The 25,955-nt window shown below is 72.1% G+C and carries 20 protein-coding genes; 13 read left to right on the forward strand and 7 right to left on the reverse strand.

Annotated elements, in window-relative coordinates; translation table 11 throughout:
* Window positions 1–147: 147 nt before the first annotated feature.
* Together RI138_RS20430 and RI138_RS20435 are read left to right on the forward strand one after the other, a co-directional pair.
* Window positions 148–612, forward strand: coding sequence for a VOC family protein (locus RI138_RS20430; protein ID WP_311121081.1), 465 nt, complete (start codon window positions 148–150; stop codon window positions 610–612).
* Between the two features lie 27 nt (window positions 613–639).
* Window positions 640–1,374: a hypothetical protein gene (locus tag RI138_RS20435; protein ID WP_311121082.1), complete on the forward strand. Its 735-nt coding sequence runs from the start codon at window positions 640–642 to the stop codon at window positions 1,372–1,374.
* A 61-nt stretch (window positions 1,375–1,435) separates the two neighbouring features.
* On the opposite strand, the gene RI138_RS20440 is transcribed toward RI138_RS20435, so the two are convergent.
* Window positions 1,436–2,740: a class I SAM-dependent methyltransferase gene (locus tag RI138_RS20440; protein ID WP_311121083.1), complete on the reverse strand. Its 1,305-nt coding sequence runs from the start codon at window positions 2,738–2,740 to the stop codon at window positions 1,436–1,438.
* Between the two features lie 144 nt (window positions 2,741–2,884).
* On the opposite strand from RI138_RS20440, the gene RI138_RS20445 reads away from it, so the two are divergent.
* The 3 genes from RI138_RS20445 to groL all read left to right on the forward strand — a co-directional run bounded on the left by RI138_RS20445 (window position 2,885) and on the right by groL (window position 6,213).
* Window positions 2,885–3,805, forward strand: a complete 921-nt coding sequence (locus RI138_RS20445; RefSeq protein ID WP_311121084.1) for a polysaccharide deacetylase family protein — start codon at window positions 2,885–2,887, stop codon at window positions 3,803–3,805.
* A gap of 375 nt (window positions 3,806–4,180) precedes the next feature.
* Complete coding sequence (gene groES / locus RI138_RS20450; protein ID WP_003966899.1) at window positions 4,181–4,489, forward strand: co-chaperone GroES; 309 nt, start codon at window positions 4,181–4,183, stop codon at window positions 4,487–4,489.
* A gap of 98 nt (window positions 4,490–4,587) precedes the next feature.
* Window positions 4,588–6,213 carry a chaperonin GroEL gene (gene groL, locus RI138_RS20455; RefSeq protein WP_096630562.1) on the forward strand — a complete coding sequence of 542 codons (1,626 nt, stop codon included), beginning with the start codon at window positions 4,588–4,590 and terminating at the stop codon, window positions 6,211–6,213.
* Between the two features lie 93 nt (window positions 6,214–6,306).
* Here groL and RI138_RS20460 read toward each other — a convergent pair whose 3' ends face one another.
* The 3 genes from RI138_RS20460 to RI138_RS20470 all read right to left on the reverse strand — a co-directional run bounded on the left by RI138_RS20460 (window position 6,307) and on the right by RI138_RS20470 (window position 9,676).
* Window positions 6,307–7,080: an SDR family NAD(P)-dependent oxidoreductase gene (locus RI138_RS20460; RefSeq protein WP_311121085.1), complete on the reverse strand. Its 774-nt coding sequence runs from the start codon at window positions 7,078–7,080 to the stop codon at window positions 6,307–6,309.
* 170 nt (window positions 7,081–7,250) lie between these two features.
* Window positions 7,251–8,843: an outer membrane protein assembly factor BamB family protein gene (locus tag RI138_RS20465; protein ID WP_311121086.1), complete on the reverse strand. Its 1,593-nt coding sequence runs from the start codon at window positions 8,841–8,843 to the stop codon at window positions 7,251–7,253.
* A gap of 164 nt (window positions 8,844–9,007) precedes the next feature.
* Window positions 9,008–9,676 carry an MOSC domain-containing protein gene (locus RI138_RS20470; RefSeq protein WP_311121087.1) on the reverse strand — a complete coding sequence of 223 codons (669 nt, stop codon included), beginning with the start codon at window positions 9,674–9,676 and terminating at the stop codon, window positions 9,008–9,010.
* 80 nt (window positions 9,677–9,756) lie between these two features.
* On the opposite strand from RI138_RS20470, the gene RI138_RS20475 reads away from it, so the two are divergent.
* On the forward strand, window positions 9,757–10,647 hold the full coding sequence (locus RI138_RS20475) for a LysR family transcriptional regulator (RefSeq protein ID WP_311121088.1): 891 nt from the start codon (window positions 9,757–9,759) through the stop codon (window positions 10,645–10,647).
* A 120-nt stretch (window positions 10,648–10,767) separates the two neighbouring features.
* Here the strand turns inward: RI138_RS20475 and RI138_RS20480 are convergent, their stop codons facing one another.
* The gene (locus RI138_RS20480; protein WP_311121089.1) at window positions 10,768–11,100 is read right to left on the reverse strand and encodes a WhiB family transcriptional regulator; all 333 of its coding nucleotides are present in this window, start codon (window positions 11,098–11,100) and stop codon (window positions 10,768–10,770) included.
* A 451-nt stretch (window positions 11,101–11,551) separates the two neighbouring features.
* On the opposite strand from RI138_RS20480, the gene RI138_RS20485 reads away from it, so the two are divergent.
* From RI138_RS20485 to RI138_RS20500, 4 genes are all read left to right on the forward strand, one after another.
* Window positions 11,552–12,163, forward strand: a complete 612-nt coding sequence (locus tag RI138_RS20485) for a response regulator transcription factor (protein WP_003948568.1) — start codon at window positions 11,552–11,554, stop codon at window positions 12,161–12,163.
* A gap of 289 nt (window positions 12,164–12,452) precedes the next feature.
* Window positions 12,453–13,028, forward strand: coding sequence for a sigma-70 family RNA polymerase sigma factor (locus RI138_RS20490; protein WP_006126954.1), 576 nt, complete (start codon window positions 12,453–12,455; stop codon window positions 13,026–13,028).
* Between the two features lie 139 nt (window positions 13,029–13,167).
* On the forward strand, window positions 13,168–14,670 hold the full coding sequence (guaB, locus tag RI138_RS20495) for an IMP dehydrogenase (protein WP_096630552.1): 1,503 nt from the start codon (window positions 13,168–13,170) through the stop codon (window positions 14,668–14,670).
* Between the two features lie 114 nt (window positions 14,671–14,784).
* Window positions 14,785–15,909, forward strand: a complete 1,125-nt coding sequence (locus RI138_RS20500; protein WP_096630550.1) for a GuaB3 family IMP dehydrogenase-related protein — start codon at window positions 14,785–14,787, stop codon at window positions 15,907–15,909.
* A gap of 72 nt (window positions 15,910–15,981) precedes the next feature.
* Here the strand turns inward: RI138_RS20500 and RI138_RS20505 are convergent, their stop codons facing one another.
* Both RI138_RS20505 and RI138_RS20510 read right to left on the reverse strand, forming a co-directional pair.
* Window positions 15,982–16,632 carry a hypothetical protein gene (locus tag RI138_RS20505; RefSeq protein ID WP_311121090.1) on the reverse strand — a complete coding sequence of 217 codons (651 nt, stop codon included), beginning with the start codon at window positions 16,630–16,632 and terminating at the stop codon, window positions 15,982–15,984.
* 131 nt (window positions 16,633–16,763) lie between these two features.
* Window positions 16,764–18,026: a nucleotide sugar dehydrogenase gene (locus tag RI138_RS20510; protein WP_096630547.1), complete on the reverse strand. Its 1,263-nt coding sequence runs from the start codon at window positions 18,024–18,026 to the stop codon at window positions 16,764–16,766.
* Window positions 18,027–18,272: 246 nt separating this feature from the next.
* Here RI138_RS20510 and RI138_RS20515 point away from each other — a divergent pair, with 246 nt between their 5' ends.
* The 3 genes from RI138_RS20515 to RI138_RS20525 all read left to right on the forward strand — a co-directional run bounded on the left by RI138_RS20515 (window position 18,273) and on the right by RI138_RS20525 (window position 25,826).
* Window positions 18,273–19,979, forward strand: a complete 1,707-nt coding sequence (locus RI138_RS20515; RefSeq protein WP_311121091.1) for a glycerol-3-phosphate dehydrogenase/oxidase — start codon at window positions 18,273–18,275, stop codon at window positions 19,977–19,979.
* Window positions 19,980–20,354: 375 nt separating this feature from the next.
* Window positions 20,355–22,559, forward strand: coding sequence for a serine/threonine-protein kinase (locus RI138_RS20520; protein WP_311121092.1), 2,205 nt, complete (start codon window positions 20,355–20,357; stop codon window positions 22,557–22,559).
* 195 nt (window positions 22,560–22,754) lie between these two features.
* Window positions 22,755–25,826 (forward strand): protein kinase, encoded by a 3,072-nt coding sequence (locus RI138_RS20525; protein ID WP_311122952.1) that lies wholly within the window; start codon window positions 22,755–22,757, stop codon window positions 25,824–25,826.
* Window positions 25,827–25,955 lie beyond the last annotated feature (129 nt).

Here is a 25,955-nt window from a genome sequence, read left to right on the forward strand (position 1 = left end):
GCGTCAGCGGCTCGTTCCTGTCCTGGGGGCGCCGCCCAGGGTCCGTGGCGGACCCGTGGTGTGTCCCCGGCGGGTCCGATGAGTTCCCGCGCCGGTCGCGGTCTACCTTCCACAACGACCGGACCGGCGGAAAGCTAGGAGAACGTCATGCAGAAGATCACCCCCTGCCTCTGGTACGACGGCCAGGCGAAGGAGGCGGCCGAGCACTACGTCGCGATCTTCGGCGGTGACTCCCGCATCCTGGACATCACCTACTACGGCGAGGAGGCCCCGGGCGAGACGGGCTCGGTGCTCACCGTCGAGTTCCGCCTCGCGGGCCAGGACTACATCGGGCTCAACGGCGGACCGCAGTTCCCGTTCACCGAGGCGATCTCGCTCTCCGTCGACTGTGCCGACCAGGCCGAGGTGGACCGGTTCTGGGCGGCGCTCTCCGAGGGCGGCGAGGAGAGCCAGTGCGGCTGGCTCAAGGACAAGTTCGGCCTCTCCTGGCAGATCGTCCCCAACGAGCTGCCGAGGCTGCTGGCCGACCCGGACCCCGCGAAGGCGGAACGGACCATGAAGGCCATGCTCGGTATGGGCAAGCTGGACATCCAGGCGCTGCGGGACGCGTGAGCGGACGGCGTCGGTAGTGTTTTGCGCATGTCACGACGTGCCCCGCTGCCGCCGCCTCCTCCGCCCGTCGAGATCCGGTCCTGGCCGGGCCGCGAGGCGATGCTCGCCGACCGGGCGGTGGTCCTGGGCGAGCTGGTGAAGATGCACGTGGGGCCGGGACGGCTCGGGCTGCTGTGGATGTGGGCCGGGCTCGCCGCGCTCGGCTGGAGCTTTCTGGGCACCGGCATCCTGATGTTCCAGGAGGCCGCCGACGTCGCCGACATCGGCGCCTTCTTCGGCGGACTCGTCGCCCTCGTCCTCGGTCTGGGACTGCTGATCCCGGCGGTCGTCTTCGTCTGCCTCGGCATCTCCCGGGACCGCGAGGTCCGCTCGCTGCTCGTCGCCTGGGGTGCGCTGGACCGCGACCCGGAGCGCGACCGGCACCTGCGCAGGCCCGGCGCGAGCCTCGCCTGGCTGCTGCTGTCGTTCGTACTGGGCGCGGCCGGGCTGGCCCTCTGCGTGATCGCCCCCGCGAGCGCCGAACCGGGGCGGCACACGTACGGGCTGGTCGCCCTGGTGATGGGCGTCGGCATGGTCGCCTGGCTGACCGCGCTGATCGGCGCGGTCACGGCCCTGGCCCACCGCCGCTGGGTGGTGGGCGTTCTGACGGGGACCGGGACGGGGGGCGGTGGCGTGGCCGCGGGTGTACGGCCGCCCGCGGCACGAAAGCCCGAGCCGGAGCGGCCGCCCTTCGCCCGGGCCGGCGGCCCCGGCCACCGCTGAGGCCTGCGGGGGTCCGGCCGACTGGGGGCGCAGGGGTCCGGTCCGGCGGCGCGCCGGTATGTCAGCCCCGTGCGCGGCCCGGTGTCTCAACTCGGCCCAGCGGATGGCCGATCAGCATCGTCGGAGCCCCCGCCACCCGGGTCAGGAACACCGTCGCCGCGTTCGGGCCCCTCAGCTTCATCCGGCGGCGCAGTTCCTCCGGCTCGACCGCCGAGCCGCGCTTCTTGACGGTCAGTACGCCCACCTCGCGCTCCCGCAGCAGCGCCTTCAGCTTCTTCATGTTGAACGGCAGCTGATCGGTGATCTCGTACCCGGAGGTGTACGGGGACGAGTACGGACCATCGCTCGTGACGTACGCGATCGTCTCGTCCACCAGCCGCCCGTCGCACCGCTCCACGATGTCGGCGACCAGATGGGCCCGGATCACCGCCCCGTCCGGCTCGTACAGATAACGCCCGACCGGGCCCACCGGCGGGGCGGGCAGCGGGGCCGGGGCGGTCAGGGTGGCGCCCGACGGCAGCAGCGTGGCCCGGAACGAACCGGGCGCGAAGCCCTCCCCGTACCAGAGCACCGCCTCCTTCACATCGCCGGCGTCCGAGATCCACTCGGCCTCCGCCTCCGGGCCGATCGCCTCGTGCGGGATGCCCGGGGCGATCTTCAGCGCCGCTCTGGGGGCCTTCAGCGCGGCGGCCGTCGCCCAGGAGAGCGGCGGCGAGTACGCCTCCGGATCGAAGATGCGCCCGCCCGTCGCCCGGCCACCGCCCCTGCCCGACGCGCCGCGCGCGGCCCCTCCCCTCGCGCCCCGCCGCGCCGGGTCCACGAAGACCGCGTCGTACGGGGAGGTGTCGATCTCCGTGACGTCGGCGCACCGCACCTCGATCAGTGCGGCGAGACCGAGCGCGTCCGCGTTGGCCCGGGCCACCTCGGCGGTCAGCGGGTCGCGGTCCACGGCCAGGACGCTGATCCCGGCGCGGGCCAGTGCGATGGCGTCGCCGCCGATGCCGCAGCACAGGTCCGCCACGCCGCGCACGCCGAGCGCGGCGAACCGGGCGGCGCGGTACTCGGCGACCGAGGTGCGGGTGGCCTGCTCGACCCCGTTGGGCGTGAAGTACATCCGGTACGCGTCGGCCGCCCCGAACTTCGCGACCGCCCGCTGCCGCAGCCGGGCCTGCCCCAGGGCCGCCGAGACCAGCTCCGCCGGGTGCGTGCGGCGCAGCCGGGTCGCGGTGGCCAGCTCGTCGGCGGGGTCGTGGTCGCGCAGCTCGGCCAGCAGCTGCTCGCCCTCGGGGGTGCGCAGCGCGGCGAAGGCGGCGCCGGCGGGGTCGTCGGACGGGGCGGCGGGGGTCGTTGCGTTCACCCGGTCCATTGTGGGCCAGGCGCGCCGGTCGGGGCCCCTGTGGGCCGCCCGGGGGACGGGGCGGATCGGCTCGCGGTGTCGGGGCGGGGTGCGGGCGGGCGGCTGGCAGGATGCGGCGCCATGCAGCTAGTACGACAAAAAGAAAAATCAGGCATGGAGTGGCACAGATCGGGCGTGATGGTGCTGGCGGCCCTGCTGGCCGCCGCCGTCGCCTCCGGATGCGCGGCGGAGGGGGGCGGCGCAGGGGCCCCAGGCAGTCCGGCGAAGCCCGCCGCCGGGGGGCGGCCCGGCGAGGCCGCACCGCAGGCCGGGCCCGCCCGTGCCCTGGACTCGTACGCCGAGGAACTCAAGCGGAAACAGGCCGCACGCGCCGTCGCCGCGAAGAAGTGGGGGCTGGCCAAGACCCCGCTCGCGGCCCCCGAACCGCCGAAGGTGAAGCCGCGCATCACCACCCGCAAGGGGTTCGAGGTCCGGAACGACGCCGGGCTGCCACCCGTCTTCACCACGGTCCCGACCAAGGAGAAGATCGTCTTCCTGACGATGGACGACGGCGCGGAGAAGGACCCCGCCCTGCTGCGGATGATGACCGAACTGGACATCCCGTACAGCGCGTTCATCAGTGACTACGTCACCAACGACGACTACGGCTACTTCAAGAAGATGCAGAAGCGCGGAGTGGTCATCAGCAACCACACGCTCAACCACCGCTATCTGCCCGGACTGTCGTACGCCGAGCAGAAGAAGGAGATCTGCGGCCAGCAGGAGAAGATCCTCAAGCACTACGGGAAGCGGCCGACCCTCTTCCGCCCGCCCTACGGCAACTACAACCGCGACACCCTCGTCGTCGCCAAGTCCTGCGGCATCACCGCCGTACCCCTGTGGACCGCCGAGGCCTTCCCCGACCACATGGAATGGCGCGAGTGGGACCGGGACCTGCACCCGGGCGACATCGTCCTCACGCACTTCCGGGGCAAGGGCGACTGGAAGGGCTCGATGCCCGACATGGTCCGCCGGGTCATGAAGACCATCACGGACAAGGGGTACGCGGTGGCGAAGCTGGAGGACTACGTCTGACCCGTCCTCCTCGCCGACGTACGGATCGGAAGGTGTGCGGCCCCGAATGCGCGCTCAGCAACCGCTGAGCGCGCATTCGTCGTCGTACGGAACGCAAAGCCCCGCCCCCGCGTTGCCCGGACAGGGGCCGGGGCCGGTGACCCGGATCGGTGACCGGGCAGAGCTCCGGCCGAGACTCGCGAGGGTGGTGAATTGGCACTCCGCTTGACCGAGTGCTAATCGCGGTCATAGTCTCAGGTCTGGCACTCCCCCCGGGAGAGTGCCAGCACCACACTGTGCGACAGGGCAGGTCCGGCACCCGCGACGACGGATCGGTCTGGTCGCCACCCACAGACTGTTAAACCCCGTGAGATCTCCGAAGGGGGAGACCGGATCGTGTCGACCACCAGCTCCAAGGTTGCGATCAAGCCGCTTGAGGACCGCATTGTGGTCCAGCCGCTCGACGCCGAGCAGACCACGGCTTCCGGCCTGGTCATTCCGGACACCGCGAAGGAGAAGCCCCAGGAGGGCGTCGTCCTCGCCGTGGGCCCGGGCCGCTTCGAGAACGGCGAGCGTCTTCCGCTCGACGTCAAGACCGGCGACGTCGTCCTGTACAGCAAGTACGGCGGCACCGAGGTGAAGTACAACGGCGAGGAGTACCTCGTCCTCTCGGCCCGCGACGTTCTCGCGATCGTCGAGAAGTAATTCACCCACGTTTGCTTGTGTTCTGCGCCCCTGGCCCCCTGCGAAATAACTAGCCGGGTGGCGAGGGGCGCAGTTCGTTCGAGAGGGAAGTACAGCCCATGGCGAAGATTCTGAAGTTCGACGAGGACGCCCGTCGCGCCCTTGAGCGCGGCGTCAACAAGCTTGCCGACACGGTCAAGGTGACGATCGGCCCCAAGGGCCGCAACGTCGTCATCGACAAGAAGTTCGGCGCTCCCACCATCACCAACGACGGTGTCACCATCGCGCGCGAGGTCGAGCTCGACGACCCGTACGAGAACCTCGGTGCCCAGCTCGTCAAGGAGGTGGCGACCAAGACCAACGACGTAGCGGGTGACGGCACCACCACCGCGACCGTCCTGGCCCAGGCGCTCGTCCGCGAGGGTCTGCGCAACGTCGCCGCGGGCGCCTCCCCGGCCGCCCTGAAGAAGGGCATCGACGCCGCCGTCAAGGCCGTGTCCGAGGAGCTCCTCGCGACCGCCCGCCCGATCGACGACAAGTCCGACATCGCCGCCGTGGCCGCGCTCTCCGCGCAGGACACCCAGGTCGGCGAGCTCATCGCGGACGCGATGGACAAGGTCGGCAAGGACGGTGTCATCACCGTCGAGGAGTCCAACACCTTCGGTCTGGACCTGGAGTTCACCGAGGGCATGGCCTTCGACAAGGGCTACCTCTCCCCGTACATGGTGACCGACCAGGAGCGTATGGAGGCCGTCCTCGACGACCCGTACATCCTGATCCACCAGGGCAAGATCGGCTCCATCCAGGAGCTGCTGCCGCTCCTGGAGAAGGTCATCCAGGCCGGTGGCTCCAAGCCGCTCCTGATCATCGCCGAGGACGTCGAGGGCGAGGCGCTCTCCACCCTCGTCGTCAACAAGATCCGCGGCACCTTCAACGCCGTCGCGGTGAAGGCCCCGGGCTTCGGCGACCGCCGCAAGGCCATGCTCGGCGACATCGCCACCCTCACCGGTGCGACCGTCATCGCCGAGGAGGTCGGCCTCAAGCTCGACCAGGCCGGTCTGGACGTGCTCGGCACGGCCCGCCGCGTCACGGTCTCCAAGGACGACACGACCATCGTCGACGGCGGCGGCGACGCCGGTGACGTCAAGGGCCGCGTCAACCAGATCAAGGCCGAGATCGAGACCACCGACTCCGACTGGGACCGCGAGAAGCTCCAGGAGCGCCTCGCGAAGCTGGCCGGCGGCGTGTGCGTCATCCGCGTCGGTGCCGCCACCGAGGTGGAGCTCAAGGAGAAGAAGCACCGCCTTGAGGACGCCATCTCCGCCACCCGCGCCGCGGTCGAGGAGGGCATCGTCTCCGGCGGTGGCTCCTCCCTCGTCCACGCAGTGAAGGTCCTGGAGGGCAACCTCGGCAAGACCGGCGACGAGGCCACCGGTGTCGCGGTCGTCCGCCGCGCCGCCGTCGAGCCGCTGCGCTGGATCGCCGAGAACGCCGGCCTGGAGGGTTACGTCATCACCTCCAAGGTCGCCGAGCTCGACAAGGGCCAGGGCTTCAACGCCGCCACCGGCGAGTACGGCGACCTGGTCAAGGCCGGCGTCATCGACCCGGTCAAGGTCACCCGCTCCGCCCTGGAGAACGCCGCGTCCATCGCGTCGCTGCTGCTCACGACCGAGACCCTCGTCGTCGAGAAGCCGGCCGAGGAAGAGGCCGACGCCGGTCACGGCGGCCACGGCCACTCCCACTAGTACCTCTCCGGTACGCGCGGCAGCCCGCTACGCGTCCGAGGCCCGGTACCCCCGTCGCGGGGGCACCGGGCCTCGGTGCGTTCCCGACCGGAACTACCGCGGGCCGTACTTGCGGCCCGTCCGCGACGTCACCCCGCCCAGCAGACCGCGCGGCGCCACCTTCACCAGCCCCATCAGCGCCTTGTAGCGCGGGTCCGGGACCGACACCGACTTGCCCCGCGCCAGATCCGCCAGCGCCGCCGCCACCAGCTTGTCCGCGTCCAGCCACATCCAGCCCGGGATGTTGTCCGTGCCCATCCCGGCCCGCTCGTGGAACTCCGTCCGGACGAACCCGGGGCACAGCGCCATCAGCCGCACCCCCGACCCGCCCAGGTCCCGCGCCGCGCCCTGGGTGAACTGCACGACCCAGGCCTTGGACGCCCCGTACGTACCGCGCGGCACGAACGCCGCGACGGACGCCACGTTGATCACGCCGCCCCGGCCGCGCTCCTTCATGCCCACGACGGCGGCCGAGGTGAGCCGCAGCACCGCCTCGCAGTGGACCTTCAGCATCGTCAGCTCATCGGCCATGGACACCTCCAGGAAGCGCCCCTTGTTGCCGAACCCGGCGTTGTTGACCAGCAGGTCGACCGGGTGCCTGCGGTCCGCGAGCCGCTTCTCGACCGTCTCGATCCCGCCGTCCGTGGACAGGTCGGCGGCCAGCACCTCGGCCTCGATGCCGTGCCGGTCGTGCAGTTCGGTGGCCTGCTCGCGCAGCCGTGCGGTGTCCCGCGCCACCAGCACCAGGTTGTGCCCCTGGGCCGCGAGCCGCCGCGCGAACGCAGCCCCGATACCCGCCGTCGCGCCCGTGATCAGTGCAGTCGTCATACGCGGCACGTTAGTGCCCCGAGCGTTCCGGCGGCTCACCCGCCCGCTGCGGCAGCGTCCCGGGCGATCGCCCGCCCGGCATGGGGCAGATCCCTGAACCGCCCCCGACCTGGCCACTACGGCCCGGCGGGGGCGGCTCTCATGACCCGTCAGGGCCCCTCCGGTCCCGGTCAGGACGGCGCGGGGGCGAACGACAGCATGCGGGCCTCGGGCCGGGCGTCGTTCCCGGTCACGACCACATGGGTGACGACGAGTCGGCCGTCGACGTAGGCCAGTCGCCCGCCGAACATCTCGAACTCGAACGGGGCGGCGGCCGCCGGGTGTTGCAGGACCGTCTTCTCCGTGCCCGCACCGCCCGGGCCCAGCAGGAAGGTCCGGCCCGGGAGGGTCGATGTGGCGGACTCGTAGACGAGGATCTCCTTGTCGCTCTCCGCGCGCAGCGGGTACAGCTTGCGGACCTGCTCGGACTTGACCCCCCAGAGGAACTTCCCGGTGTCCAGGTCGTACGTACCGACCCGGTCGGTACCGCCCAGCATGACGAGGCCCTTGCCGACCGTGCTGCCGCGGCAGGGCTGGATGTCGCCACCGGAACCGTCTCCGGCGCACTGCTCGAAGCCCTTCTCCCGCGGATCGATGGTGGTACGGAGCTTCCCCTTGGATCCCAGGACCAGGACCCGCCAGTCCTTGATGATGTCCTCGGCGTTCTCGGTGGTGAAGACGACCGGGTCGACGGAGATCAGGCTGCCGAACTTCCAGCCGGCCTTGGTCCGGTGGCGCCACAGGACCTTGCCGGAGCGCGGGTCGATCTCGCGGAGCTGGCTGTAGCTCTTGCTCCGCCCGGCGGAGAGCGCGCAGAGGGAACTCACCAGGAGCCGCGTTCCGCCCGCCACGTCGTCGGGGTAGCACTGCCCCGGGTTCTCCCGGGGGATGTCGTAGAGCTTGGTCCCGTCGTCGACCCGGAAGGCGGCTGCCCGTATGCCCCAGGCGATCGCGAGGGTGTCACCGCTGATGGCGCTGTGCACGATCAATGTGGAGCCTTGGTCACCGGCATCGCCGAGCACCTTGTGCCAGCCCTGCTTGCCGGTCTTCAGGTCGAGCGACAGCATCTGATTGCACCGGTTCGACCGCGCGGCCTGGGCGCTCTCGCGGTAGAACAGCACGACCCTGCCGTCGGGCGTGGGGTTGGCCGGGGTCTCGCAGACGGCCGCGGGCAACGGCAGGCTCCAGACCTCGGCACCGTCCGAGAGCCGGTAGGCCGCGACCTTGCGGTGCAGGGCCTGGACGACGGTGTCGCCGACGACCCACAGGTCGTGGAGCCGGTGGATCCCGTTGGGCAGGTCGGTCTTGTCGTCGACGATCCACGCCGTCGCGTCCGCCGGCTTCCGCGAGGCGTTGATCTCCTCCGTCGTCGGGATCCGCCGCGGCTCCGGGGCACGGGCCGCGGGCGTACGGGACGGGGACGCCTCCCCGGAGGGCCGGGGGGACTCCTTCGCCACGGGCTTCGCGGGCGCGTCCCGTCCCCAGTCGGTGACGGCGTACACCCCTCCCGCCACGACCACGAGCACCAGTGCGACGACCGCGGCGACGACCGGCGCCCGGCCGAAGCGCCCCCGGCGCGGCGGCGGCCCCGGCGGCGGCCCGTAACCAGGTCCGGGCGGCGGCCCGTACCCCTGAGGCTCGCCGCCCTCCGCGGCGTACGGGTTGCCTGGAACGGGCTGCTGCGGCTGGCCCGGGGTGTACCAGGGCTGCGGCGGGTTGGGCATGGGTCTCCCCCTGAGACGTGCCACTCGGCTGGAACTGCTTCTCGACGCAGGTCACTGGTGGTGGACGCACGCCGCACCGATCCAGTTCCCCCCTCAACAGCTCAGGACCCTACGGTGAATGACATCCCGTCACCGTCCCGGGGGGTGGCGGCACGCCCCGCCGCTCAGCCCTGGCGCGCGGTGTACTCCCGGGCCTGGCGCAGCGCCTCGGGATGCAGCGCCTCCCCGGCGGCCAGCAGTGCGGGCAGCAGGGTGCGTTCGGTCGTCACGGCCCGGAACTGGAGGGCCGCCGTGACCTCGTGGTCCGGCCGGTGCACGATCTCGATGGCGTCCCCGGACCGGACCGCGCCCGGCTCGATGACCCGCAGATACGCACCGGTGGCGGCCTGCTGGGTGAACCGCCGCACCCACCCCTTCTCCCCGAGGTGATCGGCGAACGTCCGGCACGGGATGCGCCCCGAGGTGACCTCCAGCACCAGGTCCGCGCCCACCCGCCAGCGCTCGCCGATCCGTGCGGCGCTGACGTCGAGGCCCCGCGTGGTGAAGTTCTCGCCGAACGCCCCGTTGGGCAGGGACCGGCCGCCCAGCTCGCGCTCCCAGGCGTCCAGCTCCTCCCGGGCGAAGGCGTAGACCGCCTGGTCGCTGCCGCCGTGGTGGCGCAGGTCGCACACCGTGTCCCCGGCGACCCCGCTGCCGCCCGTGCCCTTGGGGCCGGGGTCGTGGACCTCGACGGGACCCTCCGCCGGCCGTTTGTCGATCCCGGTGAGTCCGCCGGGGCCGTCGGTCTGTGCGGAGGGACGGGGGCGCCCGATGTTCACGGTCAGCAGCTTCATACCGTCACGCTAGCCGCCCATGCCTCAAAGGGGTAGGTCATTAATTCGCCTCGCATCCAAGAATCTCTTATGGTGGTGGGGTGATCGAAGCCCGCCACCTCCGTGTCCTGCGCGCCGTCGCCGCCACCGGCTCGTTCTCCGCCGCCGCCCGCGAACTGGGCTGCACCCAGCCCGCGGTCAGCCAGCAGATGAAGGCCCTGGAGTCCTCCGCGGGCACCACGCTGCTGATCCGCACCGGGCGCGAGATGCGACTGACCCAGGCGGGCGAGGCGCTGGTACGGCACGCCTCCGGCATCCTCGCGGGGCTGACCGCCGCCGAGGAGGAGGTCGCCGCCATCGCCGGGCTGCGGGCCGGGCGGGTCCGCCTCGTCTCCTTCCCGAGCGGCAGCTCCACCCTCGTCCCCGGAGCCCTGGCCGCCCTGCGCGCCGAACACCCCGGCACCCGCGTCTCGCTGGTCGAGGCCGAGCCGCCGCGCTCGGTGGACCTGTTGCGCGAGGGCGACTGCGATATCGCGCTGGCGTTCCGTTACGGGACCACCGGCGGCGAATGGGACGACCTGGTGGTCCGGCCGCTGCTCACCGACCGGCTGGTCGGCCTGGTCCCCGACGGGCACCGGCTGGCGGAGGCGCCGAGCGTGTCCATCGGGGAGCTGGCCGAGGAGTCGTGGATCGCGGGCTGCCCGCGCTGCCGCCGTCAGCTGGTCGAGGTCTGCGAGGAGTCCGGCTTCACCCCGCGCATCGACTTCGCCACCGACGACTACCCGGCCGTGATGGGCCTGGTGGGGGCCGGGCTCGGAGTGGCGGTGCTGCCGGAGCTGGCCGTCGAGTCGGTACGCCCCAAGGGGGCCAGGACCGTGCCGGTGGAGCCCGCGATCGAGCGGGAGATCGTGGCCCTCACCCTGCCCGACCTGGCCCGGGTCCCGGCGGTGGCGGCCACCCTGGACCAGCTGGCCCGGACGGCCGCCCGCTGAGCGCCCGGGCCCCGGGGCGCGGCTGAGGGCACACGTGTCCCCCGGCGGCCGGTCCGCCCGCGGCCGGACGGCTGAAGTCCTCGAAGAAACGTTTCTGCGTTCAGTTGTGCCGTACGGGTGTCAGGTGCGTCCGGGGCCGGTGGCGGTCCCCGACGGTGTCGCGGTGATCAGCCGGGCCCTGGCCCGGCCCATCAGTTCCTCGCGCTCGTCCTCCGTCAGGCCGCCCCACACTCCGTACGGCTCCCTCACGGCCAGGGCGTGCGCCGCGCATTCGGCCCGTACCGGGCACCGCATGCACACCTCCTTCGCCGAGGTCTCGCGGGCGCTCCGGGCCGCGCCGCGCTCTCCCTCGGGGTGGAAGAACAGGGAGCTGTCCACGCCTCGGCAGGCGGCGAGCAGCTGCCAGTCCCACAGGTCTGCGTTGGGTCCGGGAAGGCGGGAGAAATCTGCCATTGCTTGTCCCCTCGGAGCTGTGCTGCGTCGGAAGCGGCATCCTCGACCGTCTGTGATCGACGGCCCTCTTCGATCGACCGTCGTGGTCGGTGTGACCGGAGTCTCGACCGTACATCTACGGTGCTAGTAGATGTAAATATGACTGATTGCGAATCTAGCCACAGACACCCTCAAAAAGGAAGAAATAGTGCCGAATAGGGCACGCCAACGAGTGAAGATCCAGTTGACGGGTGAATCACCCGCGCCGTTCTCCTCCGTGTGCGGTCCTTCACGTAGAGTGCCGAACCCGACGGTCCGACCCGTAACTCTTTCGAGTGACCATCGTTAAGAGAGCGGATGCGGTTGACGGAGAACGAGCTCGGGCACATGTCCGAGGGGGTCAACCGCACAGGTGACGACTTGTATCAGCCTGGAGGCTCAAGGTGACGCGCATCAGCTGCGGAGGACGGTCATGACATCCGTCCTCGTCTGCGACGACTCCCCGCTTGCCCGAGAAGCGCTCCGTCGCGCGGTGGCCACCGTGCCCGGCGTCGAGCGTGTGACGACCGCGGCCAACGGCGAGGAAGTCCTCCGCCGCTGGGGCGCCGATCGCTCGGATCTGATTCTGATGGACGTACGCATGCCCGGTCTCGGGGGTGTGGAGACCGTCCGGCGGCTGCTCTCCGCCGACCCCGGGGCCCGGATCATCATGCTGACCGTCGCCGAGGACCTGGACGGCGTCGCGCTCGCGGTCGCCGCGGGCGCCCGCGGGTATCTGCACAAGGACGCCTCGCGCGCCGAACTGCGGGCCACCGTCACCCAGGCGCTGGCCGACCCGACGTGGCGGCTCGCCCCGCGTCGGCTGCGGTCCGCCGAGATGGGCGCGGCCCCCACGCTCACCGCGCGGGAGATCCAGGTGCTCGAAGGCATGAGTCACGGCCGCTCCAACGCGGAGATCGGCCGGGAGCTGTTCCTCTCCGAGGACACGGTCAAGACCCACGCCCGGCGGCTGTTCAAGAAGCTCGGGGCCTCGGACCGCGCCCATGCGGTGGCCCTCGGATTCCGCTGGGGCCTGGTCCGCTGACGACCGGCCCGACCGGCCCGGGCCCGCCCCCGTCCGCAGTCCGGCGGACGGGGTCACGGAGCCGGGCCACCGGCTCCACAGCCCGTATCCGGGCGCCTGCCCGGCGGCGCCATGTGACGCTTCCCGGCCGATGACGCATCCTTGAGTCGTGGAGTTCCTCGGGAACGATTCGGTCGAGCGGAAGGGGAGGGCGCAGGAGATGACATCCGGCGCACCCGCTCATAACGCTTCGGTGCACAACTCCGGACGCGGTGAAGCGGACCGTATGGCAGCAGGGCACCATGGTTCGATGCGCGACGACGAAACCACGGTGATCGGTGCCCTCGTGCACCGAGCCGTCGACGGCGACGCGCAGGCCACCCACGATCTGCTGGCCCATGTCCACCCCCTCGCCCTGCGCTACTGCCGCTCCCGGCTGAACCGCCTGCCCGGTGATGCTCGCCACTTCGTGGAGGACCTCGCGCAGGAGGTCTGCGTCGCCGTGCTGATGGCGCTGCCGCGCTACAAGGACACCGGTCGGCCCTTCGAAGCCTTCGTCTTCGCCATTGCCGGACACAAGGTCGCCGACCTCCAGCGCGCCGCGATGCGCCATCCGGGGTCGACCGCGGTGCCCTCCGACGAGATGCCGGAGCGGCCCGACGACTCGCTCGGCCCGGAGGAACGCGCCCTGCTCAGCAGCGATGCCGCCTGGGCGAAGAAGCTCCTCGCCAACCTCCCGGAGAGCCAGCGCGAGCTGCTGGTCCTGCGGGTCGCGGTCGGGCTTACCGCGGAGGAGACCGGCCGGATGCTCGGGATGTCCCCGGGTGCGGTGCGGGTCGCCCAGCACCGCGCGCTCAGCAGGCTGCGGGCGCTCGCGGAGCAGTAGCGAAGCCCGCGCCCACGTCCGTACGAGGCGCTGTAGGAAGCTACAGAACGGCCAAGTGATCTTGATCGTGGAATGAGACACCCGTGGAGCCCGTTAGCATGGACATCCGCACCGATCAAGGCCATTTGGGGAAGGTGTCATGACTGCAAACGTCGACGGAGTGCCCGAGAAGTTCGCGACGCTCGGGCTGACCTACGACGACGTGCTGCTGTTGCCCGGCGCGTCCGAGGTCCTGCCCAACGCGGTCGACACCTCGTCGCTCATTTCGCGCAACGTACGGGTGAACATCCCCCTGCTGTCCGCCGCCATGGACAAGGTGACCGAGGCCCGGATGGCCATCGCCATGGCCCGTCAGGGCGGCGTCGGCGTGCTGCACCGCAACCTCTCGGTCGAGGACCAGGTCAACCAGGTCGACCTGGTCAAGCGCTCCGAGTCCGGCATGGTCACCGACCCGATCACCGTGCACCCCGACGCCACACTCGGCGAGGCGGACGCGCTCTGCGCGAAGTTCCGCATCAGCGGCGTGCCGGTCACCGACCCCGCGGGCAAGCTTCTGGGCATCGTCACCAACCGCGACATGGCCTTCGAGTCGGACCGCACGCGCCAGGTGCGCGAGGTCATGACGCCGATGCCGCTCGTCACCGGCCGGGTCGGGATCTCCGGCGTCGAGGCCATGGAGCTGCTGCGCCGCCACAAGATCGAGAAGCTGCCGCTGGTCGACGAGGCGGGCATCCTCAAGGGCCTCATCACGGTCAAGGACTTCAAGAAGGCCGAGCAGTACCCGAACGCCGCCAAGGACGCCGAAGGCCGTCTGCTGGTCGGGGCGGCCGTCGGCGCCAGCCCCGAGGCGCTGGAGCGCGCACAGGCGCTCGCGTCCGCCGGGGTCGACTTCCTGATCGTCGACACCTCGCACGGACACAACCGCAACGCCCTCGACTGGATGGCGAAGATCAAGTCGAGCGTCGGCGTCGACGTCATCGGCGGCAACGTCGCCACCCGCGACGGCGCCCAGGCCCTCATCGACGCCGGTGTCGACGGCGTGAAGGTCGGCGTCGGCCCCGGCTCGATCTGCACCACCCGTGTGGTCGCCGGTATCGGCGTCCCGCAGGTCACCGCGATCTACGAGGCCGCGCTCGCCGCCCGCGCCGCAGGCGTCCCGGTGATCGGCGACGGAGGCCTCCAGTACAGCGGCGACATCGGCAAGGCGCTGGCCGCCGGTGCCGACAGCGTGATGCTGGGCAGCCTCCTCGCGGGCTGCGAGGAGTCCCCGGGCGAGCTGATGTTCATCAACGGCAAGCAGTTCAAGTCGTACCGCGGCATGGGCTCGCTGGGTGCCATGCAGTCCCGCGGCCAGGGCCGTTCGTACTCCAAGGACCGCTACTTCCAGGCCGAGGTGGCCTCGGACGACAAGCTCGTCCCCGAAGGCATCGAGGGCCAGGTGCCCTACCGGGGCCCGCTGGCCAACGTCCTCCACCAGCTGGTCGGCGGGCTGCGCCAGACCATGGGCTACGTCGGTGCCGCGACCGTCGACGAGATGGAGAGCAAGGGCCGCTTCGTCCGGATCACCTCGGCGGGCCTCAAGGAGAGCCACCCGCACGACATCCAGATGACGGTCGAAGCGCCGAACTACAGCAAGAAGTAGTAAGAAGTAACGCATCAGCGCAGGTGAGGGGCGGACCGGAGTTCCCGGTACCGCCCCTTCGCCACGTGTCGGGGATACTGGTCAGCGCAGACGTAGAGGGAAAGGCCACACATCGTGACTGAGATCGAGATCGGGCGCGGCAAGCGCGGCCGCCGGGCTTACGCATTCGACGACATCGCTGTCGTTCCGAGCCGCCGCACCCGGGACCCGAAGGAGGTCTCGATCGCCTGGCAGATCGACGCCTACCGCTTCGAGCTGCCGTTCCTGGCCGCTCCCATGGACTCCGTGGTCTCCCCGCAGCACGCCATCCGCATCGGTGAGCTGGGCGGCCTTGGCGTCCTCAACCTGGAAGGGCTGTGGACCCGGCACGCCGACCCGCAGCCGCTGCTGGACGAGATCGCCGAGATGCCGGCCGAGACCGCGACCCGCCGGCTCCAGGAGATCTACTCCGCCCCCATCCAGGAGGAGCTGATCGGGCAGCGCATCAAGGAGGTGCGCGACTCCGGTGTCGTCACCGCCGCCGCGCTCTCCCCGCAGCGCACCGCCCAGTTCTCCAAGGCCGTCGTCGACGCCGGGGTGGACATCTTCGTCATCCGCGGTACGACGGTCTCCGCCGAGCACGTCTCGGGCGCGGCCGAGCCGCTGAACCTGAAGCAGTTCATCTACGAGCTGGACGTCCCGGTCATCGTCGGCGGCTGCGCCACGTACACCGCCGCCCTGCACCTGATGCGGACCGGCGCGGCCGGTGTCCTCGTCGGCTTCGGCGGCGGCGCCGCGCACACCACGCGCAACGTGTTCGGCATCCAGGTCCCGATGGCCACCGCCGTCGCGGACGTGGCCGGGGCCCGCCGCGACTACATGGACGAGTCCGGCGGCCGGTACGTGCACGTCATCGCGGACGGCGGCGTCGGCTGGTCCGGCGACCTGCCGAAGGCCATCGCCTGCGGTGCGGACGCCGTGATGATGGGCTCCCCGCTGGCCCGCGCGACGGACGCGCCCGGCCGCGGCCGCCACTGGGGCATGGAGGCCGTCCACGAGGACGTGCCGCGCGGCAAGCTGGTCGACCTCGGCACGGTCGGGACGACGGAGGAGGTCCTCACCGGTCCTTCGCACACCCCGGACGGCTCGATGAACATCTTCGGCGCCCTGCGCCGCGCGATGGCCACCACGGGCTACAGCGACCTGAAGGAGTTCCAGCGCGTCGAGGTGACGGTGGCGGACTCCCAGCACCGCCGCTGACCCGTCCCGCAGCACATGCGGAAGGGCCCGGACCGTCACGGTCCGGGCCCTTCCGCATGGTCGTACGGGGCGTCAGCCCGCCTTCTTGGCACCACCGATGGCGGCGATCGGGCCGAGGGCGAGGAAGAGGTACGTCATGAAGTCGGACTCTTCCTTCCAGATCTTCGTCACGGTGTCGAAGTGGTCGACGAAGACCTCGGAGAAGGGGATGTTGGCCACGTCCGCCATCACCATCGACATGCCGACGAGCTGGCCGAGGTAGACCGCGCCGAGCGAGAAGAGCGCCGCGGCCGCGACGATCGCGGGGTTCCGGCCGCCGACCTTGCTCGCCGCGAAGCCGGTCAGGAAGCCGACGCCGATCGCCGCGTAACCGACCTCGCGCTCGATGGAGCCCGCGATCACGCCGTACAGGATGCCTGCGACGATCGCCGCGCCCAGGGCGACCAGCACGCCGAGCGCGATGTTGTTGCGGGCCGGGGCGGGCGGGGGAGCCGGGGCGAAGGGCGCCCCGCCGTACGGGCCGGGCTGGCCGGGCTGCTGGGCCGCGAAGGGGTTGCCGGTCGGGGCCGGGGGCTGCTGGCCGTACGGGTTGCCGGCCGGGGCGGTGGGCTGGCCCGGCTGGCTCGCGTACGGGTTGCCTTCCGCGGGCTGGCCGCCGTACGGCTGCGGCTGGCCGCCGTACGGCTGCTGGGGCTGGTTCGGCGGCGGCACGGGCTGGCTCACGGTGGGACTCCCCCTGGGGCAGATGCGTATGTGTGCGCGAGATGCGCACGTCCGTGCGCTCTGTGACGCCGCACAGTAGCAGTACGTCCCGGAAACGGTCACCGGTGAATTCCGCGGCGGCCCGCCCCGCCTCAGAGCCGGTGCGCGGCCCCCGCCGGGGTGGCTCCGCGGGTGTCCAGGAGCAACTGGGCCTTGACCGCGAGGCCCTGGAGGTCGTAGGTGCGGTGCTGCTGGAGCAGTACGGTCAGGTCGGCCGCGGCGGCCGCCTCGTACAGCGAGTCCGCGCGCGGGACGGGGAGTTCGCGTACCCGCCAGTCCAGGACGTGCGGGTCGTGGTAGCCGATCTGGGCGCCCATGTCCATCAGCCGGGTGGCGATCTCCCGGGCGGGGGCGGCCTCCTGGTCGGCGCTGTCCGGTTTGTAGGTGACGCCGAGCAGCAGGACGCGCGCACCTCGGACGGACTTGCCGTGCTCGTTGAGGAGGGTGGCGCAGCGCTGGATGACGTAACTGGGCATACGGTCGTTGATCTCCTGCGCCAGCGAGACCATGCGCAACGGGTGCCCGGGGGTGCGGGTGCTGTAGGGCAGGCAGCCGGGGTCCACCGGGACGCCGTGGCCGCCGACACCGGGCCCCGGGCGGAAGGGCTGGAAGCCGAAGGGCTTGGTCTCGGCGCACCTGATGACGTCCCAGAGGTCGACGCCGAGGTCGTGGCAGGCCACTGCCATCTCGTTGACCAGCGCGATGTTGACGTGCCGGAAGTTGGTCTCCAGCACCTTCGTCATCTCCGCCTCGCGCGGGCCCCGGGCCCGTACGACCTTGTCGGTGAGGCGTCCGTAGAACGCGGCGGCCGACTCGGTGCAGGCGGGGGTGAGGCCGCCGATGACCTTGGGGGTGTTGGCCAGGGTGTGGGTGCGGTTGCCGGGGTCCAGCCGGCTGGGGGAGCAGGCGAGGTGGAAGTCGCGTCCGGCGAGGAGCCCCGAGCCCTCTTCGAGCAGGGGGCGCAGGAAGTTCTCGGTGGTGCCGGGCGGTACGGCGGACTCCAGCAGCACGGTGGTGTGCGGGCGCAGCCGGGCGGCCAGGGCGCGGGCGGCGTCGCCGAGGGCGGTGAGGTCGACGGTGCGGTCGGCGCCGAGGGGGGCGGGGGAGCAGATCACGGCGGTACGGACCCGGCCCAGTTCGGCGGCGCTCGTGGTGGGCCGGAAGCCGCCGGAGAGCATGCGGCGGACCTCGGAGGCGGTGAGGGTGCCTTCGACGGGGCTGCGGCCCGCTCTGAGCTCCGCGTAGGGGCGTGGGTCGGGGTCGTAGCCGACGGTGTCGATTCCGGCGGTCACGGCGGCCTGGGCGAGGGGCAGTCCGAGGTGGCCGAGTCCGATGACGGCGAGGTCTGCGGGCATGTCGAAACCGTCCTTCCCTAAGACCGGAGGGTGAAGATCGCAACTGCTGTGGACAGCGCAATGTCAGACTAGGCGTAAATATGACCTATATGTCGCATTGTGTGATTCCGGATGCCCGGGTGTTGTCCACAGGCGGTGGCTGAAGTCGGGGAGCACGGACAGAATCGAGGGGTGGACACGGGCGGCCGGCCCCTCGGCCGGGTGGCACTCCCGTGTCCGACCACCCCGATCCACCGGGAGGCAGCAGTGAGGACAGCGACACTGGGACCCGCCGAGCGCACCGCCGCGCTCGCCGCCATGGCCGAGCGCGAACTGGACGTGCTGGTCGTGGGAGCGGGCGTGGTCGGAGCGGGCACGGCGCTGGACGCCGCCACCAGAGGACTCTCGACCGGCCTGGTCGAGGCCCGCGACTGGGCGTCCGGCACGTCGAGCAGGTCGAGCAAGCTGATCCACGGGGGGCTGCGCTATCTGGAGATGCTCGACTTCGCCCTGGTCCGCGAGGCGCTCAAGGAGCGCGGCCTGCTCCTGGAACGGCTCGCCCCGCACCTGGTGAAGCCGGTGCCTTTCCTCTACCCCTTGCAGCACAAGGGCTGGGAGCGGTTCTACGCAGGCTCCGGCGTGGCGCTGTACGACGCCATGTCGGTCTCCTCGGGCCACGGCCGGGGCCTGCCCGTGCACCGCCACCTCTCCCGCCGCCACGCCCTGCGCGTCGCCCCCGCGCTGAAGAAGGACGCCCTGGTCGGCGCGTTGCAGTACTACGACGCCCAGATGGACGACGCCCGCTTCGTCACCGCGCTGGTGCGCACCGCCGCCTCCTACGGGGCCCAGGTGGCCAACCGGGCCCGGGTGATCGGCTTCCTCCGCGAGGGCGAGCGGGTCGTCGGCGCGCGGGTGCAGGACGTCGAGGGCGGCAAGGAGTACGAGGTCAGGGCCAAGCAGGTGGTCAACGCGACCGGCGTCTGGACCGACGACACCCAGGGCCTCATCGGCGAGCGCGGACAGTTCCACGTCCGGGCCTCCAAGGGCATCCATCTCGTCGTCCCCAAGGACCGCATCCACTCCTCCACCGGTCTCATCCTGCGCACCGAGAAGTCCGTCCTCTTCGTCATCCCCTGGGGGAGGCACTGGATCATCGGCACCACGGACACCGACTGGGATCTGGACAAGGCCCACCCGGCCGCCTCCAGCGCCGATATCGACTATCTCCTCCAGCACGTCAACTCCGTCCTCAACACCCCGCTGACCAGGGACGACGTCCAAGGCGTCTATGCCGGCCTGCGGCCGTTGCTGGCCGGTGAGTCGGACGCCACCAGCAAGCTGTCGCGCGAGCACACCGTCGCCCACCCCGCCCCCGGGCTGGTCGTCGTGGCGGGCGGCAAGTACACGACGTACCGGGTCATGGCCAAGGACGCGGTGGACGAGGCGGTGCACGGGCTCGACCAGCGGGTCGCCGCCTGCGTCACCGAGGACATCCCCCTGCTGGGAGCCGAGGGATACAAGGCCCTGTGGAACGCCCGCGCGCGGATCGCGGCCCGCACCGGGCTCCATGTCGCCCGGGTGGAGCATCTGCTCAACCGGTACGGCTCAATGACGGAAGAAATTCTGGAACTGATCCTGGCCGACCCCTCCCTGGGTGAACCGCTGCCCGCCGCCGACGACTATCTGCGCGCCGAGATCGTCTACGCCGCCTCGCACGAGGGCGCCCGGCATCTGGACGACGTGCTGACCCGACGCACCCGGATCTCCATCGAGACCTTCGACCGGGGCACCCGCAGCGCCCGCCTCTGCGCGGAGCTGATGGCGCCGGTGCTCGGCTGGGACGAGGGGCAGATCGACCGGGAGGTCCGGCACTACGAGAAGCGGGTGGAGGCCGAGCGCGAATCGCAGCGTCAGCCCGACGACCTGACGGCGGACGCGGCCCGGCTCGGTGCTCCGGACATCGTTCCGATCTGATCCGGACATCGCGTCCATCCCGGGTGGTACGCAGTGTCGTCGGCCATCGGCCTCGCGGCGCCCGGCAGTTGAGGAGCTGAGGCCCGGGGCCGTGCGCGGGCCCGGGCGGGCGGCCCTGGACGGAGAGGCGGGGTTGGTAGGAGGCTGTGGGGGTGGGGTGTGGTTCGCCGGGCGGACGCACGGCTGCAAGGGGCGGGCTGCGGACACGCCGAGAACTTCGGGGAACGGCAGACGGTCTCCCGGGCGTCGGTAGGGCGAAGGGTTGTCCACCGGCCGGACCGCATCGCGGTGGACCCCGGACCCGGGACCAGGGCCGGTCCCGGGGTGAGGGACAATGAACGCTCTGCCAGGGCGGGTTGATCGCAGAGGGGACGCATGTCGGAGGCGGAGCAGGCACGGGAGCCCCAACGGGACAAGGAAGGTCGTCTCCTGGCGGGGCGCTACCGGCTCGGTGAGGTGCTCGGCCGGGGCGGCATGGGTACGGTCTGGCGCGCCGACGACGAGACGCTCGGCCGCGCGGTGGCGGTCAAGGAACTGCGGTTCCCGTCGTCCATCGACGAGGACGAGAAGCGCCGGCTGATCACGCGCACCCTGCGTGAGGCGAAGGCGATCGCACGGATCCGCAACAACAGCGCGGTCACCGTGTACGACGTGGTCGACGAGGACGACCGCCCGTGGATCGTCATGGAGCTCATCGAGGGCAAGTCACTGGCCGAAGCGATCCGCGAGGACGGCACGCTGACGCCGAAGCGGGCCGCCGAGGTCGGGCTCGCCATCCTCGACGTGCTGCGCTCGGCGCACCGCGAGGGCATCCTCCACCGGGATGTGAAGCCGTCCAACGTACTGATCGCCGAGGACGGGCGCGTCGTCCTCACCGACTTCGGTATCGCCCAGGTGGAGGGCGACCCCTCGGTCACCTCCACCGGCATGCTCGTCGGCGCCCCCTCGTACATCTCGCCGGAGCGGGCCCGTGGCCACAAGCCGGGGCCGCCCGCCGACCTGTGGTCCCTCGGCGGACTGCTGTACGCGAGCGTCGAGGGCTGCCCGCCGTACGACAAGGGCTCGGCCATCGCCACCCTCACGGCCGTGATGACCGAACCGCTCGACCCGCCGAAGAACGCCGGTCCGCTCACCGAGGTCATCTACGGGCTGCTCGCCCGGGACCCCGATCAGCGCCTCGACGACGCCGGTGCGCGGGCGCTGCTCAACGACGTGATCAATGCCCCCGACGTCCCCGTGCCGGCCCCCGCCGACTCCACCCAGGTCATGGCCCTGCCATCGGCGCCCGCTGCCGTCCCCCTCGTCAAGAAGACGGCCGTCAAGAAGGCGGTCAAGCCGGCCAGGGCCCCCAGGCCGCCGAAGCAGGCCACGGGATCGGGCGAGTCCGGCGAGGGCACGCGCGACCGGCTGCGCGGAGCCCTGCGCTCCGTGCGCAACTCGAAGGCCGTGCAGGGCGCGGCCGCGGGTGCGGCGGTGGCCGGAGCGGCGGCCTCCCCGGCCGCAGCGGACACCGGTTCTCCCGCTGTCCCGCCGAAGCCCGCCACGCCGCCCGGGACTTCCGCCCGGGGGTCCCGAAACGCTTCCGGCACTCCCGGTGCTCCCGGCACTCCCGGTGCTCCCGGCGCTTCCGGTGGGAAGGCGGGGGTGGCCGGTGAGGGTGCCAAGGCGTCCGCCGCCGCCTCGAAGGCTCCCGGGGGCGCCCCCCGGACGGCGATGGCTTCGAGCGCCTCCGTACCCGGGCAGCGGCCGCCGTCCTCGCCCGCCTCCACGCGCGCCTCGATCACCGACGTGGTGCCCCGCCGCACCCTCGCGATCATCGCGGCCGTCGTCGTCCTGGCCGTCCTCGGCACGATTCTCGCGATCGCCCTCAGCGGTGACGACGGGGACAAGGGCGGCAAGGGCGACACCGCGGCCTCGGCCGGAGCCGCGAGCGGCGGCGCCGACGACGACAAGGGCGACGACAAGGGCAGCGGTCCGGGCGGCGAGAAGGACGACGGCCAGAAGGAGGGCCAGGGTTCGGACGACGGCCGGGCCTCCGAGGACCCGCCCGGCGAGGACTCCGGCGATCCGTCGAAGGAGTCGAAGGACCCCGGGGCGGACGAGCCGGGCGGCGACGCGCTGCCCGCTGGGTACGAAACGGTCACCGACAGCCGCTTCCGCTTCACCATGGCGATGCCGGGGGACTTCAAGCGCACCGCCATAGCGGGGGCCAACTCCGGCGGCATCTACAACGCCGAGCGGGGCGGCTTCCCCCGGGTCCAGGTCGACTTCAACAGCTCGCCCAAGGACGACGCGGCCGCCGCCTGGCGCGGGGCGGTCGCGAGTGCCAAGGTCCTCAGCGACAACTACAAGCACGGCAGCATAAAGAAGGTCGAGTACAACGGCTATCCGACCGTCGCCGACTGGACTTTCGAGCGCAGCCACGACGGCGTCCGGGTCCGGGTGCTGAACCGCGGCTTCAAGGTCGACGCCAAGCGCGGCTACTCGATCATGATCAGCTGCAAGGTGGACGAGTGGGACGGCGACGAGTGCCGGACGCTGCGCGAGACCGCGTTCGCGACCTTCAAGCCCACGGGCTGAACGGCCAGCAGCCGCGAAACGTTTGCGCGGGCCGGGTTGGTGCGACCCGGCCCGTCGGCGCGCGTTGCCACGTATCGTAAGACGCCGGAGACCGTACGCAGCCGGAACAGTAGGTCAATTGCCCGCCAAATGACCGTAACTGACGGATTCGTGCGGTCCTGGTGGCCGGGGGACAGCGCGCTCTGGGGAGGCGTCGTGGACGACTACGCGGGTCGGGTGCTTGCCGACCGCTACCGCCTTCCGCTGCCTCCGTCCGACGGGTACGAACTGGTCGAAACCCGGGCGTTCGACACTTACAGCGGTCAGGAAGTCCTGGTCCGCCAGGTGCTGTTGCCGGAGATCGTGGACGCGGAGGTGCTCGACGGCGGCGGACTGCCCTCGGCGTCGGGGCGCGCCACCGGACGGGCCGTGCGCCGCAGCACGGACCCCGCGGTCCGGAGGGCGATCGAGGCCGCGCAGGCGGCGGCCCAGGTGCCGGACCACCCTCGGCTCGACCAGGTCTTCGACGTGTTCGCCGAGGCGGGTTCGCTGTGGATAGTCAGCGAGCTGGTCGCGGCCCGTCCGCTGGCTGCTCTCCTCGCCGAACGCCCCCTCAACCCCTACCGGGCCGCTGAGATCGGTTCCGACGTGCTGACCGCACTGCGGGTGCTGCACGCCCACGGCTGGACCCACCGCAACATCACCGTCCGCACGGTCCTGGTCTGCGACGACGGGCGCGTCATGCTGACCGGCCTCGCGGCGGGCGCGGCCGAGGAGGCGCTCTGCGGCTACGCCCCCGCACCGCAGCCCGACGCCGAACCGGTGACCGGCGGCCCCACGACCCAGGGCATCCCGGTGGTCGGGGCGGCCCCTTCGACGGACCCCGGTGGCGCGTATTCGCTCCCGCCGGGCCCGGAGAGCGGCGACGGGCGGGAAGGCCGGGGAGACCGGGAGCTGTTCGTTCCGCCGCTGCCACAGGGGTACGCGCCGCAGCGGGCCGGCGAGTCCCCGGAGCCGTACGAGCCGTACGGCACTGCCGGAGGGGCCGAGGCCCAATCCCAGCACCAGCCTGCGCCCGAGCCCCGGGAACCGCAGCCTTGGGAGCCCCAGCCCCAGCCCCAGCCCCAGCCCCTGGAGCCCCAGTCCCGGGAGCCCCAGTCCCGGGAGCCCCAGCCCCAGCCCCTGGAGCCCCAGGCGCCGCAGGCCGGGCAGACGATTGTTCCGCGTGCTGCCGCCCCCGCCGTCCCGTACGCCCCCGTGCCGTCGCCCGCCGAGCCGGGTGCCGCGAGCGCGGCTCAGCTGCGGGCCGCCCGCGCGGGGGCCATCGCCGCCTACCGGGCGGGGGCGCGCGCCGCCGCCCGGGTTACCGAGGATCAGCAGCAGGCAGGCCCCGCGTCGACCGGCCCCGCGTCGACCGGACAGGTTTCGGCCGACCTCACGAAGGCGCCGCCCGCCTCCCGGGCGGAGGCCGACGGCGACAGCGCGGACGTCGGCGCAGCAGGCGCTGGCGTACCCCCCGGAACCGGCCCCCACCTCACCCGCCCCTGGAGCAGCTCCGCCGAGGAGCCCTACCCCGAAGGCGACCACCCCTACGACGACGAGGACGACGAGGACGACGAGGGGCCGCGCCCGCCCGGGCGCCGCGTCCACCTCACCGGGACCTGGGACGACGGGCCGGGCTCCGGGCGGCCCGTCTCCGCGGGCGGCTCCGGCGAGGACGCGTTGCGCGCCGATTCCCGGCGGCCCGGTCCGCCTGTCCCGGTCTCGAAGCCGCTCGCCCGGGCCGCGGCGCTCCCGGCGGCCCGGACCGCACCCCGGGCCTGGGAGGACGCCGTCGCGGGCGGCGGCGAGCCCGCCGTCTACCGCGGCCCCGCCACCCCGCTCGCCGCCGAACGCGCCCGCCAGGCCCGGATCGCCGTCGTCGGGGCCGTCACCGAACGCTGGGCTCCCGAACAGGCCGGTCCGGTCCATGAGAACTGGCAGCTCGCGCCCCCGATCGGCCCCTCCACCGACCTGTGGGCGCTCGGCGCGCTGCTCTTCCGCGCCGTCCAGGGCCACGCCCCCTACCCCGAGGAGAACGCGGCCGAGCTGGTCCAGATGGTGTGCGGCGAGCCGCCCGCCTTCGCGGAGGAGTGCGGTCCGCTGCGGCCCGTCGTCGAGTCTCTGCTGCGCCAGGACCCCACGGAGCGGCCGGACTTCGAGGAGCTGCGCGGCTGGCTGCGCTCGCTGGTACGGTCCGCGCCGGAGCCGGAGGCGGGTACGGACGTCGTCCCGCTGCCCGCGGCCGACGCCACCCGGCTCCCCGTCGTGCGCCGCCGGGGCGAGCTGGTCCGCAGGCGCCGGGGCCGCTTCGGCGGGGGCGCGGCGCACGGCAGGCACCGCCAGGGCAAGCGGCAGCGGCCGCCGAAGCGGCGCGGGGGCGTGGAGCCGGACCGGCACCTGTCGCCGCTGCCGCCCGAACGGACCGCGCGCAGGCCCGTCGAGTCCTGGGAGGAGGACCGCCCCGCCCGCGTGCCGCGTGCGCCCAAGGGCCCCCGGGTGCTGCGCGAACCGCCGCGCAGGGACGAGGACGCGTCCCCCCGCAGGCTGGGCCGCCTGCTGCTCGTCCTGATCCTGCTGCTGATGGCCGCCGCCGTCGCGTACGCGGTGGTGTTCATGCCGAAGCAGGAGCCCGGAACGGACAGCGGTGCGCCGGGTTCGGCTACCGGTTCCGCCGCCTCCCGGGGGCCTCAGCCGTCCGAGTCGGCGGGCGAGAGCGGCGGCACGGAGGGAACCGGCGGAACCGGTGACACCGGATCCCAGCAGCCGCAGACCAGCCGCTCCGCCGTGGCGCTCGCCCCCGGTTACGTGCTCCGCAAGGACGCGGAGGGCTTCGAGGTCGGCGTACCGGAGGACTGGCAGCGCAGCCCCGCCAACGCGGACCGTCAGATCCGCTACGGCAGTGACGGGTTCACCCTGCTCGTGGTGCCCGGCCGGGACACGGTGAAGGCGGGCGGCGGCGACCCGCTCGCCTACCAGCGGGACAAGGAGCCCGAGCTCCAGCCGTTCCGGGACTCCAGCTGGTCCTCGTCCTCCGGTGTGCGCCGCGTCGACGTCGGCCGACAGGCCATGGCCGAGGGGCAGTTCACCTGGCAGGAGAGCGGCGGGCGCGAGGTGTACGTCCGCAACCTCGCCATGATCGTCGACGGCCGCTACCACGTCATCCAGGCCATCGGCCCCGAGAGCGAACGCGACCGGGTCACCGAGATCTACGAGCAGGCCATCGCCTCGTACCGAGTGAACGCCTGACCACCGGTCATCGGCGGCCCGTCGCAACGGCCGTTGTTGTGCGGTGCCGACAACCATCACAGTGCGGTCTCGTGGCCGATCCCCCGTTACGCCGCCTCGCCTCCGCTCCGTAATCTGGCAAGCCGAGGA

Origin of the sequence: Streptomyces durocortorensis, from assembly GCF_031760065.1 — a bacterium.
GTDB lineage: Bacteria > Actinomycetota > Actinomycetes > Streptomycetales > Streptomycetaceae > Streptomyces.

Bases quoted from the DNA above. Each gene is read 5' to 3' on its own strand.
- RI138_RS20430 (WP_311121081.1), top strand. From the start codon at position 148: ATGCAGAAGATCACCCCCTGCCTCTGGTACGACGGCCAGGCGAAGGAG.
- RI138_RS20490 (WP_006126954.1), top strand. From the start codon at position 12,453: ATGCGCGACGACGAAACCACGGTGATCGGTGCCCTCGTGCACCGAGCC.
- RI138_RS20465 (WP_311121086.1), bottom strand. From the start codon at position 8,843: ATGCCCAACCCGCCGCAGCCCTGGTACACCCCGGGCCAGCCGCAGCAG.
- RI138_RS20460 (WP_311121085.1), bottom strand. From the start codon at position 7,080: ATGACGACTGCACTGATCACGGGCGCGACGGCGGGTATCGGGGCTGCG.
- RI138_RS20485 (WP_003948568.1), top strand. From the start codon at position 11,552: ATGACATCCGTCCTCGTCTGCGACGACTCCCCGCTTGCCCGAGAAGCG.
- guaB (WP_096630552.1), top strand. From the start codon at position 13,168: ATGACTGCAAACGTCGACGGAGTGCCCGAGAAGTTCGCGACGCTCGGG.
- RI138_RS20480 (WP_311121089.1), bottom strand. From the start codon at position 11,100: ATGGCAGATTTCTCCCGCCTTCCCGGACCCAACGCAGACCTGTGGGAC.
- RI138_RS20520 (WP_311121092.1), top strand. From the start codon at position 20,355: ATGTCGGAGGCGGAGCAGGCACGGGAGCCCCAACGGGACAAGGAAGGT.
- groL (WP_096630562.1), top strand. From the start codon at position 4,588: ATGGCGAAGATTCTGAAGTTCGACGAGGACGCCCGTCGCGCCCTTGAG.
- RI138_RS20445 (WP_311121084.1), top strand. From the start codon at position 2,885: ATGGAGTGGCACAGATCGGGCGTGATGGTGCTGGCGGCCCTGCTGGCC.
- RI138_RS20510 (WP_096630547.1), bottom strand. From the start codon at position 18,026: ATGCCCGCAGACCTCGCCGTCATCGGACTCGGCCACCTCGGACTGCCC.
- RI138_RS20470 (WP_311121087.1), bottom strand. From the start codon at position 9,676: ATGAAGCTGCTGACCGTGAACATCGGGCGCCCCCGTCCCTCCGCACAG.
- RI138_RS20440 (WP_311121083.1), bottom strand. From the start codon at position 2,740: ATGGACCGGGTGAACGCAACGACCCCCGCCGCCCCGTCCGACGACCCC.
- RI138_RS20435 (WP_311121082.1), top strand. From the start codon at position 640: ATGTCACGACGTGCCCCGCTGCCGCCGCCTCCTCCGCCCGTCGAGATC.